Here is a 15092-nt window from a genome sequence, read left to right as displayed (position 1 = left end):
CTGTTTGGAAAACGCAATAGATACCAATTATCGATTGGCCATCTTTTCGTCGTCCGCTTTGGGCTCGGAGCAGCTGTTCTGCACTCTATCGCTTCGTCTGGAGTCGCTGAGACAATGCATGTGAAAACCACTGTGACCTACCGGGAGCGGATCGCTCTTCCACCTCATGCCGTATTGGAAGTTGAACTCCTGGATACTTCGCGTGCAGATACACCTTCGGTTCGGCTGTCTTCCCAGAGGTTCAAACTTGCGGGTGTCCCCAGAACAGTTGAAATTGCCTTCGACACAGATCTCATCGATGAGCGCCATAACTACACAGTGGCTGCCAGGATCATTTCCGACGATCACGTGATGTTTCGTTCAACGACAGCGACACCTGTGCTGACCCGTGGCGAACCAGATTCTGCTGAACTCGTTTTAGAGATGATGCCCAGGAGAGCCGCGGGCAACGACCCAGACCAATCGATCTACGATACCGCTTGGGAAATTTACGAGATCGCAGGGCGTATGCTCATTGCTGAGAACCCTCCTTCATTGACAGTTGAACAAGATGGCCAGTTTGGCCTGTACGGTGGGTGTAACCGGTTTACAGGAACCCTTGACGCAGCCAATGGTAAGTTCAGCATGCTGGACAACTTCGCAGGAACGAAGATGGCGTGCCCTGAGGAGCGGGAAAAGCTTGAGGCAGATACGATCAAAGCCTTGTCCGCGGCAGTGGGCTACGTGACAAACGGAACAAACCTGGCGCTCAGGAACGCATCGGATGTGACGGTTCTGCGCCTGCGCAAAAAAACAGAATAAGCACTGCGCCTATCGGAGCGAGCTGGGACAATCGTCCGACTTGTTCTACCGACGATCAACGAGAATCGAAGGTCGAAACTCCAAGTGGATCATAGATGTTAGACCGCGTCGTTTGCGAGTGATCGTGGTAGTGGGCCTTACTGCGTGCGTGGCGTAGTGACGCCATCAGTACACGTTCCGGATTATTGATGCGTTGGCTTGAATCGGCTTCGTCAAGGTCTGCATCTGCTGCGGGAGGAGCGGGCTGAAGACGGCCTTCAAGCACAGTGCCCCACACTTTGATATCGGCCAGCTTCAAAGGATCCACAGTTAGCGGGTTTTCCTCGAGGATTGTGAAGTTGGCTAGTTTGCCGGGCTCAATGGAACCGATCTCATCCTCCAATTGCAGGGAATAGGCTGCGCCGATGGTGATACCTTCCAAAGCGTCTTCGGCACTGATGCGCTGGTCCGGACCGACGACGCGACCGCTCGTGGATATCCGATTGACAGCAGCCCACATGTATTTCAACGGCTCCGCAGGAGCCATCGGCATGTCCGAGTGCATCGAGAAGGGGATACCTGCTCGAATGGCATCGCCTAAAGGCACCATGCGCTCTGTACGCTCGCTACCGACGCTGCCTGCGGCATAGCGATCTGCGAGCGTCGGCGTATAAACGGAATTGCCGCTGACAATCGCGCCAAGACGTTTAATGCGTGCGATCTGATCAGGTTGAGCGTAGCCAAAGTGCACGACGACGGTGCGATGGTCATATCGCGGATTGCGCTGCATGGCTGCTTCGAGGGCATCCAGAAGAATGTCTAGGCCGCCGTCTCCCAGATTGTGAACATGGACCTGAAAGCCTGCGTCCCAATAAAGGTCGAAAACCTGTTTGAAGAAATCGGGCGTCATAATCCATTGACCTTCATGCCCGTCCAGGTAGCCGTCGCGCATGATCATTAATTCACTGAAGATCGCTCCATCCAACAGCAGCTTGACCTGCTTAGGTAGGAACTGGGTTCGGCCTTCGCTCCACGCCAGCATGGCTTCGGTTTCGGCTAGTACTTTTTCGGGGCCCTCTGTGTTCAGAAACAAACCGCCAAGCGTCCGACCGTCCGGAATAAAGTAAAAGTTGAAAGGTGTGTCGTCTGGCCCGAACGCTTCTGCTACGAGTGCTTGGGCGTTCTGATCCACAGGGCCAGCAGGCTCTGCAAGGGTCGTGATCCCGCTGCGATGATAATAGTCCTCTGTGAACTCCAGCGCCTCCATGACCCTGTCGATAGACGCATAGGCCGGAGCAAACTTCTCAAAGAACACATGCTCCCAGAATGCGGCTTCAAGGAAGAGGCCTTGTTCAAGGTTGGCTTGAGACCTAGCCAACTCGCTCGACCAGCTGGCAATGTATTCTTCGGTGATTTCCAGTTGTTCGAGGGCCACGGAGTTGAAGTACATCTCGTGGGTGGAGCGTTGCCATACAGCCAGCGGAATGTCGGGGGCTAGTTCGTCCAAAATCGCGCGACTCATGTCGCCATGCCATGACGCATGATACCCCCAGACCATCAACGGCCGCCCGCTGCTGGGATCATATGTGTTGATTACCTCGGACAGGCGCGCGCGAAATTCCTCTTCGCTATTGGCAAGAGGCGCAAATCCGGCCGGCGATTGCCAGTCCTCAATGGAAATGATGGCATCCGACATCATCGCAAGCGCGCCCAGAAGCGGGTGTAAATGCTGTTCAATGAACCCAGGCACAATGACTTTGTCTTCAAAACTGCGCTCAATTGCATAGCTACCTTCAGGTAGGCGGCCCTCGATTTCCTCCAGGGTTCCGACGTCAGTAATTCGACCGTTTCTGACAGCCACTGCCTCGGCCAACGGGGCGTCCGGGTTCATTGTGAGAACTTCTCCACCGACGTAGACAGTTGTGCCGGGAAACTCAGGAAAACGGTCGAAGGCGTCTTGCAATGAGGGGGACTGTGCAGCGCTATGAAGCGGCATGAATGCGAAAACGAATACTGTGAGAGACTTAAAGAACTTCATTGATGCCTCCGAATGGGATTACGGACATGAATAAATTGCTTCGATCAGAGCAGGCCGGTCTGTGATGTGTCAACCTAAGCCGTCAATCACTCAATACTGACTGAGCAACATAAACTTGAAGGCGACTTACGTTGCCCGCTGTAGTCTCGTGGCAGACGTTCGCCCAAATTCACAGAATGACTGTAATGCGAACAAAGTGTATATTTCACCAGGCAACGGAGAACGGCATTAATTGTCGAATTCCCGATAAATCGGACTATGCTTTGCCGGGCAAAACTACGGTGTTCAGTTCTTTGAAAATCAGATTTTGATAAGCCGTCCGCGGCCGTACTTCAGTTGCAACTCATTTGGAGCGATACTGCCATGCCAAACACTTCATTACTTTCAAAGTCCAATTTTCCAGTTTTTGCGCTTATTGGAGGTTTGATTATGCAAAGCCTTGGAACATCTCCTGCACATGCTGAAGACGACCCATACGCGACGCCGCGAGAAGACTTTTCCATCCGTAATCTGCGAAATGGTTACACAGCCGAGCAAGCCTACGACCTGAGTTCTGAATGGAATTTGCAGAAGTTTCTCGACATCACCGAAGCCGGGGCGTTTTCATACATGAACCTCGCCGAGTTCCTGCCGAGTTCGGTTATTCGCCGCGATGGGGCCGTCGCGATGCTTGCGACAAACCTTAACGATGCCATAGGCACGACGAGCGTCCCGGGCGCTGACGGCAATGCTGTCTCGCTCGACGAGATGATTAATGCCGACGATTCCACAGTGCAGGGCGTTATGGTTCTTCACAACGGCGAAATAGCTTACGAGGCCTACCCAGGAATGCGCCGGACGGACAACCACGTTTGGATGTCCAATGCAAAGATTCTCTCGAGCTTGCTGATCGGTCAATTGGAAGATGAGGGTAAAATCGACGTTCAGAAAACTGTTGGCGATTTTGTAGATGGCACCAAGGGAACAGCTTGGGAGAACATAAAGGTCATCGACGTCCTGAACATGCAGTCTGGTTTAGATCTGGAAGAGAACCCCCTCTCACGCAGAGGCGATACACCATATGGGCGCTTTGTCAGGGCTGAGGTTGGTGTTCCGAACGAAGAAGGCGTTCTGCAAACTCATAACGACGCCCTGTTTGCTATACCCAAACTGCGGGAACCGGCTGAGGCTTTCGAATACTCCTCTGCAAACACACAAATGCTTGGTCTTGTCATTGAAGCCGTTACGAACCAGCGACTTGGTGAAGCGATCACGGAGCGGGTCTGGAGCAAAGCTGGAATGACTGGCGATGCCACCCTGGCGTTGTCACCTCAAGGAAACGGCATAATACACGGCCTGATCAGCAGCCGATTGATCGACATGGCAAAGATTGGTCTGCTCTACACGCCAAGCTGGGACAAGACAGCGTCAGACCGCGTTGTATCTGAAAAGATGAACGACACGATCCAAACAGCGGGTGTCGCCGAAAACTACATGAAGGGAACACTTGGCCCACACCTTTCTGACGCATTCCGTGAACAACCGATGGCAAACGCATACCAATGGGATGCCGTTTTTGCCGATGGCGATTTCTACAAAAGTGGGATGAATGGCCAAGGAATTTATGTCTCGCCAGGAAAAGATGCCGTCATGGTTTGGTACGCAACCGGAGGTGCCAGTATCGACATGGAAGCCTACGCTAGGGCCATTGTGACTTCTCTGTAAGTCGGATCAAGCACTGGCATCTCTGGCCGCAGGTCAATGGATTGTCGGTCGTTTGGTGACTAGAGCATCCATTCGACCGGCAGCCACCTGACCACGGCCGTCAGGGCACGCTGTAAATTGTTGGTTTCTGGATCCGCGGTATGAATGGTGACTGTCCCATCCTGCTCTACTTGCAGCCAGATCATCTCGCCGCTGTCGTTAAGTTCGACGCGATAAGAAAACTCAGGCCGGTTCAATTGCTCCGCAAGCGCCTTAGTTATAGTTGGGCTTTCGATCATAAGACCCATTTCTGTATTCAGCCGCGCGGACCTGGGGTCGAGGTTGTAAGAGCCTATAAAGATCCGTTCTCCATCCGATCCAAAGACTTTTGCGTGTAGCCCGGACGCCGATCCAGCCAGCATCTCGGGCAGGCTGCGCTCGCGATGCTCACGCCGCAAAGCTCGAAGCTCAAGTAGTTCTACACCACTGTTGAGCAAGTCTTCCCTGTAACGCATATAGGCCGCATGAACGGGCATTACATCCGTGGCATCCAGTGAATTGGTTAAGACGCGGACCTTCACTCCGGACTTTGCCAACCCTTCCAGAACCTCCGCCCCTCGTTCCCCCGGAATGAAATACGCAGAGACCAAGTCCAATGAGATTTGAGAGGTTTTGGCGAACTCGATAAGTTGTTCGACAATCAGGTCTTCTCTTTCGACTTCGCCCAACCCTTTTGACGGGTCGTCGACAAAAAGCGTGACTTCGCTCCACTCGAACTTCAGATCATGTGCCGCTATCCGGTCGGCCAGTTCATTATCCTGAATTGCCCTTTGATAACCTGCGCCAACCGCAGTCTGGCGCGCGGCGTCTGCCTTTGCTTTCAGACTTTGCTCCACATGAGGTGCCAAAAAGAGCTCGGCGTCGTACGAGGAGGCACTGTTCCAATATGCGTCGAAGGATTGCGATACCTCATCCACAATCGGGCCGATGGCTATCGCGTCTACATCTAGGTAGTGCGTTCCCGCCCCGTAATCGAAATAGATGTCACCAATGTTGCGTCCCCCAACTATCGTGGCGACCCCGTCAACAGTCATTGACTTGTTGTGCATCCGCCGGTTCAGGCGACCAAAGTCAAATGCATAGGACAGAAGTTTTGGGTTCCTCAAAGTGAACGGATTGAAAATGCGTACATTTGCATGTGGCAAGGCGTCCAGTTCGGCAAGAAAACCATCCAACCCGGAAATGCCGTTATCGTCGACCAGCAATCTGACGCGCACGCCGCGTTCTGCTGCTGCCCTAAGCTCTTCCAGAAGCATCAGGCCGGTAACGTCATCTTGCCAGATGTAGTACTGAGCATCGATTGAGGATGTTGCTTCTCTCGCGAGGATCGCTCGGGCCGCAAAAGCTGCGCGTCCATTGCCCAAAGGCCTTACACCGTCGAGCCCAGGGTTACGTTCAAGTGCATTTTTAATTGTTGCACCAAGTGGCCCGTCCCAATCGGCATCTTGCTTAAACGTTGGCTCAGAAAAATTTTCATCAGGAAGTGGAAAGGTCCACTTTAACCCGGCTATGGCCACGGCCATCATCGCCACCAAAATCAAACATATTCTGATTAGCCGCATTCAGGGTTCCATAAATGGCGCTTCGGATTATCCTTGCAGCTGAGATTGGCCTATCCACAGATTGTTTTTCAAGAGTTTGGATCGGAGCAATAGACTGAGCACCAAAGTTTGTTCGCTTTGGGCTCAAGGCAGACGTTCGCTCAATTCCGCTCAATGATTGCAATGCGGACAAAGCAGTCATTCGTAGAATCTCTAAAGACGAAGATGCAAATGCGTGATAGCTCCAGGTTATGGCCACGACATCTGCGCGAAATCGAACGCCCATACCTTACGCATTTGCGGTTATTGGTGTTCTTTTTGCTTCAATCTGTTTCGGGCTGGTTCCCTACTTCAGCCGCAGCCTGACCGATCAGGGCGTTGCACCCTATGCGGTCGCATTCTACCGATACATTGTTGCGGCTCTTCTTCTGCTTCCTGTTCTCATTGTGCATCGAAAAGAATGGCGAGAGATCATTTGGGGTCTCTCCGCCGGAGCCGTAATGGGGCTTGGCTGGATCGGATATGTAACGGCGCTGGAGACGCTGCCCGCATCGACAGTAGGTGTGCTCTACATGACCTATCCGGTGTTCACCTTAGTTATTGCTTGGGCTGTGTTTGGCGATGCACCCACGCGACGCGCCATGTTGGCCGCTGGTCTGATTGTGGTGGCAGCCGTTATTGCTGGCTCGCCTGCGTCATTGGCTGCGGAACACCTACCAAAACTGCTGCTATCCCTTGCCGCCCCATTTGGGTTTGGCTTCGGAATTTGCGTCCTGGTCCACAGGTTGTCACGGATTACGCCGTTGGCACGTATCGCGTCAGTTTCTCTCGGGTCTGTACTGGGCCTCGCACCGCTCATCCTTGGTGCTGAGGTTGGAGAACTTCTCCCAAGGGAACAATCCGATTGGCTTTTCATTGTTGGTATTGGTCTGGTGACCGCTTTCGTGCCCCAGCTTATCTACACGATATGCTCACCTGTTATTGGGGCTTCCCAAACTGCGGTCGTCGGAAGCATCGAATTACCCACGATGTTTGCAGTGGGATGTCTTGCCTTTGGCGAAGCCATCTCCTTTTCTCAGGCTTTTGCATGTGCCTTAGTGCTGGGCGCAATCGCGATCACAAGGAGTAGAAAGACGCGCACCGTATCTACCGTGCTCGCAAAATCACCAAGGCGGTGGTACTGGGCTCGGTGCTGCCGTTCTCTGAGGTGAGCATCACTGGCTGCTTGCGGCTCGAAGCGGGTAGCGAACGTTATGTGCTAAAGGACCGACGTTGACCGGGGGAAGATGTCGGTCCATTTTGTTGTAGTGAACTTTCGTTTAGCAAAGGACCTCCGGCTTATGAGGCACTTTTTGATCGTTGCAAGCATTGGCATTTCTTCGGTTGCAACGGTATCTACGGCCGATAAGTTTTCGGATCTTGGCAAAGACCTCTTTGTTGAGCATTGCGCCAGATGTCACGGATTCGATGCAACAGGAAAAGGGTCTGACGCCAATGAATTGAAAACACAGCCTGCTGATTTAACAAAGATTTCCGAACGCAGGGGGGGCGTGTGGCCCATGTTGGAGGTCATGTCGATCTTGGACGGTTATTTGAAAGTTCAAGAACCTCGCGATGACGTGCCCATAATCACTAAGTTGAATGACGGCCCTACTGTCGAATTCGATACGGGGAATGGTTTGGTTACGCGTATTCCTTCCAGACTTATCGAAGTTGCTGAGTATTTGGAGAGTATTCAGTCTCCGAAGCCGGAACGTTATGTTCCGTGAAGTTCTGATCAGCATTTGAGTACGCTAAAGAACACTGCACTGGGCTGCGTTGGGCAGGTGCCGACATTACCAAGAAACAACGAATAACCGCTCTAAGTCCAAGGCGGACTACACCAATGCTCTTAGGATCAGGATGCATAGATTTTCGCTGCGCGGCGTGATTCACGGCTCCAAAAACGGAGTGATGACATGAGCGACCTTTATTGGCTTGTCTGACGTCAGCACCAATGGGACAGTTTAGGTCGATTTGATAAGAGAGGGTTTCTGGCTCATCGTAAACGCCAAGGAGTGCAGATGAGATAGGTCAAAGCGTTAAGCATTTGATCCAGTGGATCAAATGTAGCGCATGACCGGAACCAAGCAGAGCCACGGCGATAAAGTTGTCAAAGACATCCGCCGCGCGACGCGCAAGCAATATACAGCTGAAGAGAAGATCAGGATCGTGCTGGACGGTCTGAAGGGCGAGGACAGCATTGCGGAGCTGTGCCGTCGAGAGGGCATCGCCCAGAGTCTGTACTACAGCTGGTCCAAGGATTTTCTGGAAGCCGGCAAGAAACGTCTGGCAGGCGACACGGCACGTGCTGCGACATCGACCGAGGTCAAAGGCCTGCGCCGTGTGGCCCGCGATCTGAAAGAAGTTGTGGCAGAACAGGCCCTGGAACTGCGCCTGCTCAAAAAAAGCATGATCGCGGATGGGGGCGACGACGAATGAGGTATACCGCATCCGAAAAACTGGAGATCATCCGCCTCGTCGAAGGTTCGCATCTCCCGACCAAGCGCACTTTGGAAAAGCTGAGCATCCCGAAGTCAACCTTCTATCGCTGGTACGACCGGTATCTGTCGGGTGGTCCTGAGGCACTTGAGGATCGTAGTCCCAAGCCATCACGGGTCTGGAACCGCATTCCCGCGCCAGTGCGCGAGAAGATCAAGGATCTGGCCTTGAAGGAAAGTGAGCTTTCCCCGCGTGAGTTGGCTGTTCGCTTCTCCGACACAGAAAAGTACTTTGTGTCAGAGGCTTCGGTCTATCGCATCCTCAAGTCTTACGACCTGATCACCAGCCCGGCCTATGTGTTCTATCGGCGGCCGACGAGTTCCGGGACAAAACTACTCGGCCGAACCAACTCTGGCAGACCGACTTCACTTACCTGAAGGTCATCGGCTGGGGCTGGTTCTATCTATCGACCATCCTCGATGATTACAGCCGCTACATCATCGCCTGGAAGCTCTGCACGACGATGAAGGCCGGTGATGTCACCGATACGCTGGACCTGGCTTTGCAGGCTTCGGGCTGTGCCCAGGCGACCGTCTTCCACAAGCCACGGCTGCTCAGTGATAACGGATCCAGTTATATCTCTGGTGAACTTGCTGAATGGCTGGAAGATCAGGAAATGGATCATGTCTGAGGGGCACCATACCATCCGCAAACTCAGGGAAAGATCGAGCGCTGGCACCAGACCTTGAAGAACCGCATCTTGCTGGAAAACTACTACCTGCCCGGTGATCTCAGGCAGCAGATCGATGCTTTCGTCGATCACTATAACCACCGGCGCTATCACGAGAGCCTGCAAAACCTCACCCCGGCCGATGTCTACTTCGAGCGCGGCCACACCATTTTGAAACAACGAGAAAGGATCAAACGGAAGACAATCGAAACCCGGCGCTTGCTCCACCGCAAATCCGCCGCATAATCAAACTAAACAGATGCGCCAGATCCTCTCTTAGCTCAGGCGGCCATCTGTCCCAAAATCCCTGACGACGGACACGCCCATGAAGCCGACAATGCCGAGGCAATCTATAGTCACGCTAAGAATGGAGGGTTTTCCGCCGACTTGGTGGTCGAGATAAAAAACATCTTTGGACCCGAGACCGCCGCCGCAAAGAAACCAATCTGAACTGGGGCTGACAGAAGTAAGCCACTTAAAGCGCCCGCTGACAACATACACTTGCGCCTCTAAATTGCGATAGCTTTGGCGAAGCCCGCAGGTCCACTTGGGGCTCCGTGCTGCCGTTCTCTGCGGTAGTCAAAATTGGCCACCCGAAGCCCAAAGTAGACCTTTTAGTCCAAGCGTGGTGACCTGCGATATGCGGGCATTGTTGCCGTTCTTCGCATCGTTTCGAATGCCCGCTGTGCCCATAGTTCGCGATACGTGAGGAAATGAAAAAGCTGAACGCCACTTTACTAAACAACCTTCAAACTGTGCTGTATCAAAGAACTCAATGTGGTTTTAATTGGCAGAGAGAAAACGAAGAGGCGTCGAGCTGTTCAATGGGAAAGTCCAATGCATCAATGCTGAGCCCCAGCGCTTTCACGTAGTCTCCGATGCGCGCGCTACCATAAAGGTGTTCGAGCACAGAAAAGCCCTGCTCAGTAGCAAAGTCGGATACCTCTTCGGGGGCCACATTGAACAGGAACGGTTCTCCCGCACCCGCAACAGCATTTCCGATGTCGTCGCTTTCGCCCATCGACTGGGAAACACTTGCGGCAAACGCAAAACTTGTCAGAAACCGGGTCGCACGCGACCGGTTGGATCTCACCATCTGATAGACTTCAGCGACCTCAGCAGGCGGGACATACTCCAGTGAGACTTCCGCGATAAATACGGTTCCGGCGTTGTGGTCATAGCCGAGTTCCAAAAGTTTTTTCAGTGTCGTCTCACGTGCAAAATCAACTGCGGTATAGCGGATATTCGGCGGAACACCGAAGTTTTGAGAAATCAGCATGCGTTTAGCGTCTATCGTTTCAGGCCGATCAACTTCAAACACAGGGACTTGGCTATAGCTGCCGAACAAGCGCAGGCCAATTGTGTCAAGTCCGGAACCAAGGACCACGATTTGTTGAGCACCGTCGGCCATAGCTTGTTCGGCCCGGCTCTGCATGAAAGTCTTGCGCCACAAAACGGAGGCTATAAGTCGTCGAGCTATACCCTTTTCGTCTGCGAAAGTGAGCACGGATGGCCAGTCGGTCAATCCGTCTAGAATGCGCTGACCATGGACCGCCCCCTCGGCAAAAAGCCGCTCCGCAAAAGGATCGTAAAAGACATCGCGATAGGCCGGATTTCTATTCACCATCGCGCAAAAGGCACAGACGCCGAGGGCCGTTCGGCTCAAGCCGCGTTGGGTTGTTTCTGGAACATAGAACACAGTGGTTTCCCCACGACTTTAGTATCAAGGGTTTTAGAGGTCATCTATTTTTGTCCAAGTCAAAGATGGGGGCGTCCAATCTCGCATAAGCGATGAGATGATACGGGTTACGTATACGGCCAAGGTCAAAGTGGTAGTATTGTAGAACCATCAACCCTTTTTGCGCACCACGACGATAAATTGGGTCATCGAAAAGAAGAAGCGCCCAACTTTTGCAAGGCTGTGTTGCTCGTCGAACCACGATTGCGCAACAGTGGGATCAACATGGTCATTTGCAACAGCGTATTGCTGGATAAGGTGCATCATCATGATTGCGAGGCCATCAGGCTTCAATTGGTGATCCGTCATTGTGAACGACAAAACATCTTCCACATGGTCACCGCGAGCCTTTATCAGTGCAGGCAGTCTTTCCGGGACGGAACCACTCACAAAGTGCTGGTTCCAGGATGTCAGCATCTTTTGCATTCTGTCGGGCTCATCGCTGAACCAGATCAAGCTGCCAAAGTGTAGATCGCTGATTACAAGCCGCCCGCCGGGTTTGACGCACCGCAGCGTGTCAGCCAACGCACCGTCTACGTCTTCGATGTACTCAAAGACCTGTACCGAGACGGCCTTGTCAGCACTCTCATCCTCAATGGGCAAGCTATTTGCGGCACCAGCACGAAACTCCACGTTTGCGTAGTCGCTGCCCCGTTCTCTAGCAGCTGCCGTCATGTCAGCGCTTGGGTCGATCCCGATGATATAGCCATCCGAGCCAACTGCCCGGGCCAACTCAACTGTTAACATCCCGTTGCCACAACCGATGTCCAAAATAGTTTCACCAGGAGCCGGGCACAGCGCATCAAATGAAGCCTGTCTTCGCCGCGTCAGTTCTGCGCCTTGATAGGCGATTTCAAGTAATTTCGTCGTTTCAGCGTCAAATTTAAGCAACTCTCCACCCTTACAAAGCCCACATGCCCCCAAAACCTTATCAGAAATTGAGTTATCTACGAAAAGCAGGATGGATCGTTTAGGCTTGAACATGGATCCACCAACAAAAATTCACTGCGCCGACTTGATCCGACGAATGATTTAACCCCGAGAGCGAAGGATGCATCTGCCGCTCTATCGGACCAGCTTTTCGTGGCGTTTCGAACGTTAGAACAACATCAATTCAAGGGATGTCGAGGCCGTTCTCTCGTCCGAAATCGGTATAGAAGCTGTCACTGCGGCATCGGTTTAAAGTGGCTTCGTCCGCTTCTCTTGGGTCGGTGCCAGCGCTTTGGACACCTGTTCCTTCTATGAAGCGGTTCACGAGATTAAAGACACCGCAAACTTGGATAGCATCGAACAGCGCACTCTCCGACCAGCCTGCCGCGTAGACTGCTCTAGCGTCGGCTTCTGTCATTCGGGATGGCGAGACAGTGAGCTTTTCAATGTATGCCAGCAACGGTTTGAGGTGATCCTCGACGGGCGCCGTATCGCGGTCTTCCATCAGTGCGTCGATTGTCTCGACTTCAATACCGTAGGCTTTGGCGAAAACGATGTGCGCCCCATGGCAATACGCACAAGCATTCAATCCCGAGACATAGGCCGCAATGTGTTCACGTTCAGCAACCGAGAGGTCGCTCTCGCCCCTCATCACAAGGCTTTCGTACACACAAAGTGGAGAAAGTTTGTCTGGAAAGGCTTGATAGACACTTCCCAGTGTCGCGTTCTCCGGCAGAGATGGAAACAGGCGTTTCATTCAATTCTCTTTCAATCTTGCTTTGGAAATCCTCGTCTCCCGTGAGGAACCAACGGTGTTTACGCAACCTTAAAGCAATTCCGGGTTCCGCACAGAGATTCTGCTGGAAGCCTGCAAACAGCAGGTTTGCCTGACGACACCGCAGGATGTTCGTCGATTGGTGAAAGGCAATTTCATTTGAGCCGTTCTCGTAAGTCTGCAATGTCCGGGTTAGTTCCAAACCGGAGCTTCACATCCAAGCGTGGTGATTTCCGTGTTGCGGGCGAAGCCGCCGCTACAACTGATCATATGTATGACCGTTTCCGCTTCCAGTCTCACTCCGTGCCTCTTACGAGGCTATTGGATTGCAAATGCAGCCCTCACTAAGCATGGTCTTTGGACGCCCTGTCGAGAACTCGTGCCAAAAGTGCTTTTGGGAGGAATTGATTTATGTCGGAAAGGTCATTGTTTGAGAGTTTGACCCACCAAAATGGGAGAACACGCGTGAGCAAGCACATCAGATTGTGGATGTCGCTATTGACCATACACGAGACGTTCGAGATCGTCCCGTTTGGTCTGAAATACCGGAAGGGGTGCGTACAAGATTTCTGACCACTTTTCCTGTAGAACCGACGCCATTGGCTGATGTGTTAGATGAAGTCAAAAAACGGTTCTTAAGTACCCCATGGGCAATATCCATGATGTCAGCAGTCAGATTGGACTTTTCCGCCAACTAACACTTTTGGGGCCTAGCAGCGTCGTGCGACAGCTTCCGTTTTAAGTGGCGTTGAAAACATGTAACTAGCGCACATTGCGGGCGTCAAATACACGGGCACGCTACCCTTCTAGCGTGGCAACTGCATGGTCGTGAGAGGTATGCGGTCGATGCATGTTGAGGATACGTCGAGCTTCATTCGATTGTCCCGATATTGCCAGCGCATGCGCCAATGAAAACTCAAAAATGTCGCGTTGCGCCCGGCTACCACCAAGGCGTTCGTGCTCAGACATGACACTTACGAATTTCTCAATCGCTTCGTCCGCATTTCCATCCGCCAACGCACGGAATGCGCCTGCTACCAAAGCAACGGTGGGGCCTGCGGGTCCCTTTGCGCCTTCAATGGTTGCTTCCAGACGCTCTCTGTTTCCAGCCATCGCATGCGCAAGAGCAGCGTGAACATCCGCAAAAGCCAAGCCAGGTGAAGGAAAGAACTGAACAGCATAGTCGCTGAGTTGTTGCCAACGCTCCTGAGGAATTTGCTCGCCAGCCAAAAAGGCGCGGTGAACTATTGCCACACTATCAGTCAAAACGTTAAGTGGCGGCGCAGGAGGTCGGTCGGGGGAAACATAATCATCGAACAGCTTCCACATACCTGCCACATCGCCGCTCTCAAGCGCCCACAGAGCGACGTGCCAACTGAGATGGCAGTGCAGATACGCCGTGAAGGGATAGTCTTGCCAGAATTCGCGCAGATAAGCGTAGCCAGCGTCCGTCTCCCCGTTCTCATAGTAGAGATGGGCCCTGACATGTGCACTGTGTGCGCTGTCTGGCTTCAACTCAAGCGCGCGCTCGATGTTTTCCGCGGCCGGGCCGATCTGTCCGGCCTCCATCTGGGCAAATGCATGCTGGCAGAGAAACCACCAGTCGTCGCCATAGTGCGGCTTCAACATGGTTGTGTACGCAAGCTGCTCCGCCTCGCGTCCAGCCTGACCTGAAAACCCTATTAAGCCAAATACGCTGGTACATGTCTGAGCAAGCAAAATATCTCGCGGATGGTCTGTGACGTGATCTCGGATGCGCCTGTAGGCCTGCGGTGCACGCCCCTCAATGAGATCGCTGATAATGTCGATCTGCGCGGCTTCGCGCGGGCTGACGCCATGCGACAGTTCCTTTGCGACGGCTATTTCACGCTTTGCATCTTGTGCACGCCCGACAGTAACAAGGTAGCGCGCAAGCCCGACATGGGGCATGGCAAAGCTATCATCTGCCTGCATTGCAGAACGGTAAGCTTCTTCAACATCATCAAAAGCACCCAGAAATCGGTCGATGCCTTCAACGTAGGCGTCTCGCGCAGTTTGTGATGTGGTCGTTAGCGGGCTTCCGTACCGATCTTCAAGCATCCAAACCTTCCACTTTCTGTACCAAACCTGTCCGTCAGTGAGCTATATGAGCATGCCTACCCATAAACGAGTCAAAGGAAATCGACGTTACGAGGCGCCATGATTTCAGCATCCGTTTCTTTCAGAAGTCTCATGAAATCATCAACATGCCGTTTAAATCATATTTACTTTATCAAATCCCGATTTTCCAAAATTGGACTCCGAAAGCAATTTTGGGGATTATTCCGTACGGCTCGCCCCGCGTCCGGTTAGAGGAG

The 15092-nt window shown here is 52.8% G+C and carries 10 protein-coding genes and 1 pseudogene; 5 read left to right on the top strand and 6 right to left on the bottom strand.

Going from position 1 to position 15092, the window contains the following annotated elements; genetic code table 11:
* The first annotated feature begins 114 nt into the window (after positions 1-114).
* A complete protein-coding gene (locus tag GS646_RS00565; RefSeq protein WP_171187946.1) occupies positions 115-801 on the top strand; it encodes a YbaY family lipoprotein in 687 nt (228 codons plus the stop codon).
* Between the two features lie 55 nt (positions 802-856).
* On the opposite strand, the gene GS646_RS00560 is transcribed toward GS646_RS00565, so the two are convergent.
* A complete protein-coding gene (locus GS646_RS00560) occupies positions 857-2818 on the bottom strand; it encodes an amidohydrolase (RefSeq protein ID WP_171648778.1) in 1962 nt (653 codons plus the stop codon).
* A gap of 363 nt (positions 2819-3181) precedes the next feature.
* On the opposite strand from GS646_RS00560, the gene GS646_RS00555 reads away from it, so the two are divergent.
* Positions 3182-4522, top strand: a complete 1341-nt coding sequence (locus GS646_RS00555) for a serine hydrolase (RefSeq protein WP_171648776.1) — start codon at positions 3182-3184, stop codon at positions 4520-4522.
* 59 nt (positions 4523-4581) lie between these two features.
* Here GS646_RS00555 and GS646_RS00550 read toward each other — a convergent pair whose 3' ends face one another.
* Positions 4582-6084 (bottom strand): phospholipase D family protein, encoded by a 1503-nt coding sequence (locus tag GS646_RS00550; RefSeq protein ID WP_253746787.1) that lies wholly within the window; start codon positions 6082-6084, stop codon positions 4582-4584.
* A 269-nt stretch (positions 6085-6353) separates the two neighbouring features.
* Between GS646_RS00550 and GS646_RS00545 the strand changes: the two genes are divergently transcribed.
* The 3 genes and pseudogenes from GS646_RS00545 to GS646_RS00535 all read left to right on the top strand — a co-directional run bounded on the left by GS646_RS00545 (position 6354) and on the right by GS646_RS00535 (position 9559).
* Positions 6354-7313, top strand: a complete 960-nt coding sequence (locus GS646_RS00545) for a DMT family transporter (RefSeq protein WP_171187954.1) — start codon at positions 6354-6356, stop codon at positions 7311-7313.
* Between the two features lie 141 nt (positions 7314-7454).
* Positions 7455-7871 carry a c-type cytochrome gene (locus GS646_RS00540; protein WP_171648774.1) on the top strand — a complete coding sequence of 139 codons (417 nt, stop codon included), beginning with the start codon at positions 7455-7457 and terminating at the stop codon, positions 7869-7871.
* Positions 7872-8217: 346 nt separating this feature from the next.
* Positions 8218-9559 (top strand): annotated as a pseudogene (locus GS646_RS00535) (IS3 family transposase).
* A 526-nt stretch (positions 9560-10085) separates the two neighbouring features.
* On the opposite strand, the gene GS646_RS00530 reads toward GS646_RS00535, so the two are convergent.
* The 4 genes from GS646_RS00530 to GS646_RS00515 form a co-directional block, all read right to left on the bottom strand.
* Positions 10086-11012 carry an SAM-dependent methyltransferase gene (locus tag GS646_RS00530; protein ID WP_171678602.1) on the bottom strand — a complete coding sequence of 309 codons (927 nt, stop codon included), beginning with the start codon at positions 11010-11012 and terminating at the stop codon, positions 10086-10088.
* A 150-nt stretch (positions 11013-11162) separates the two neighbouring features.
* On the bottom strand, positions 11163-12035 hold the full coding sequence (locus GS646_RS00525; RefSeq protein ID WP_253746786.1) for a methyltransferase domain-containing protein: 873 nt from the start codon (positions 12033-12035) through the stop codon (positions 11163-11165).
* Positions 12036-12165: 130 nt separating this feature from the next.
* On the bottom strand, positions 12166-12738 hold the full coding sequence (locus tag GS646_RS00520) for a carboxymuconolactone decarboxylase family protein (RefSeq protein WP_171187960.1): 573 nt from the start codon (positions 12736-12738) through the stop codon (positions 12166-12168).
* An 816-nt stretch (positions 12739-13554) separates the two neighbouring features.
* Positions 13555-14685, bottom strand: coding sequence for a tetratricopeptide repeat protein (locus GS646_RS00515; RefSeq protein WP_216600518.1), 1131 nt, complete (start codon positions 14683-14685; stop codon positions 13555-13557).
* Positions 14686-15092 lie beyond the last annotated feature (407 nt).

The organism is Ruegeria sp. HKCCD4315 (assembly GCF_013112245.1).
Lineage (GTDB): Bacteria > Pseudomonadota > Alphaproteobacteria > Rhodobacterales > Rhodobacteraceae > Ruegeria.
This window is presented reverse-complemented; position numbering and strand designations above follow the sequence as displayed.

Excerpts from the sequence above, each read along its gene's own strand:
- GS646_RS00520 (WP_171187960.1), bottom strand. The coding sequence starts at position 12,738 with ATGAAACGCCTGTTTCCATCTCTGCCGGAGAACGCGACACTGGGAAGT.
- GS646_RS00550 (WP_253746787.1), bottom strand. The coding sequence starts at position 6,084 with ATGGCCGTGGCCATAGCCGGGTTAAAGTGGACCTTTCCACTTCCTGAT.
- GS646_RS00555 (WP_171648776.1), top strand. The coding sequence starts at position 3,182 with ATGCCAAACACTTCATTACTTTCAAAGTCCAATTTTCCAGTTTTTGCG.
- GS646_RS00515 (WP_216600518.1), bottom strand. The coding sequence starts at position 14,685 with ATGCCCCATGTCGGGCTTGCGCGCTACCTTGTTACTGTCGGGCGTGCA.
- GS646_RS00560 (WP_171648778.1), bottom strand. The coding sequence starts at position 2,818 with ATGAAGTTCTTTAAGTCTCTCACAGTATTCGTTTTCGCATTCATGCCG.
- GS646_RS00525 (WP_253746786.1), bottom strand. The coding sequence starts at position 12,035 with ATGTTCAAGCCTAAACGATCCATCCTGCTTTTCGTAGATAACTCAATT.
- GS646_RS00565 (WP_171187946.1), top strand. The coding sequence starts at position 115 with ATGCATGTGAAAACCACTGTGACCTACCGGGAGCGGATCGCTCTTCCA.
- GS646_RS00545 (WP_171187954.1), top strand. The coding sequence starts at position 6,354 with ATGGCCACGACATCTGCGCGAAATCGAACGCCCATACCTTACGCATTT.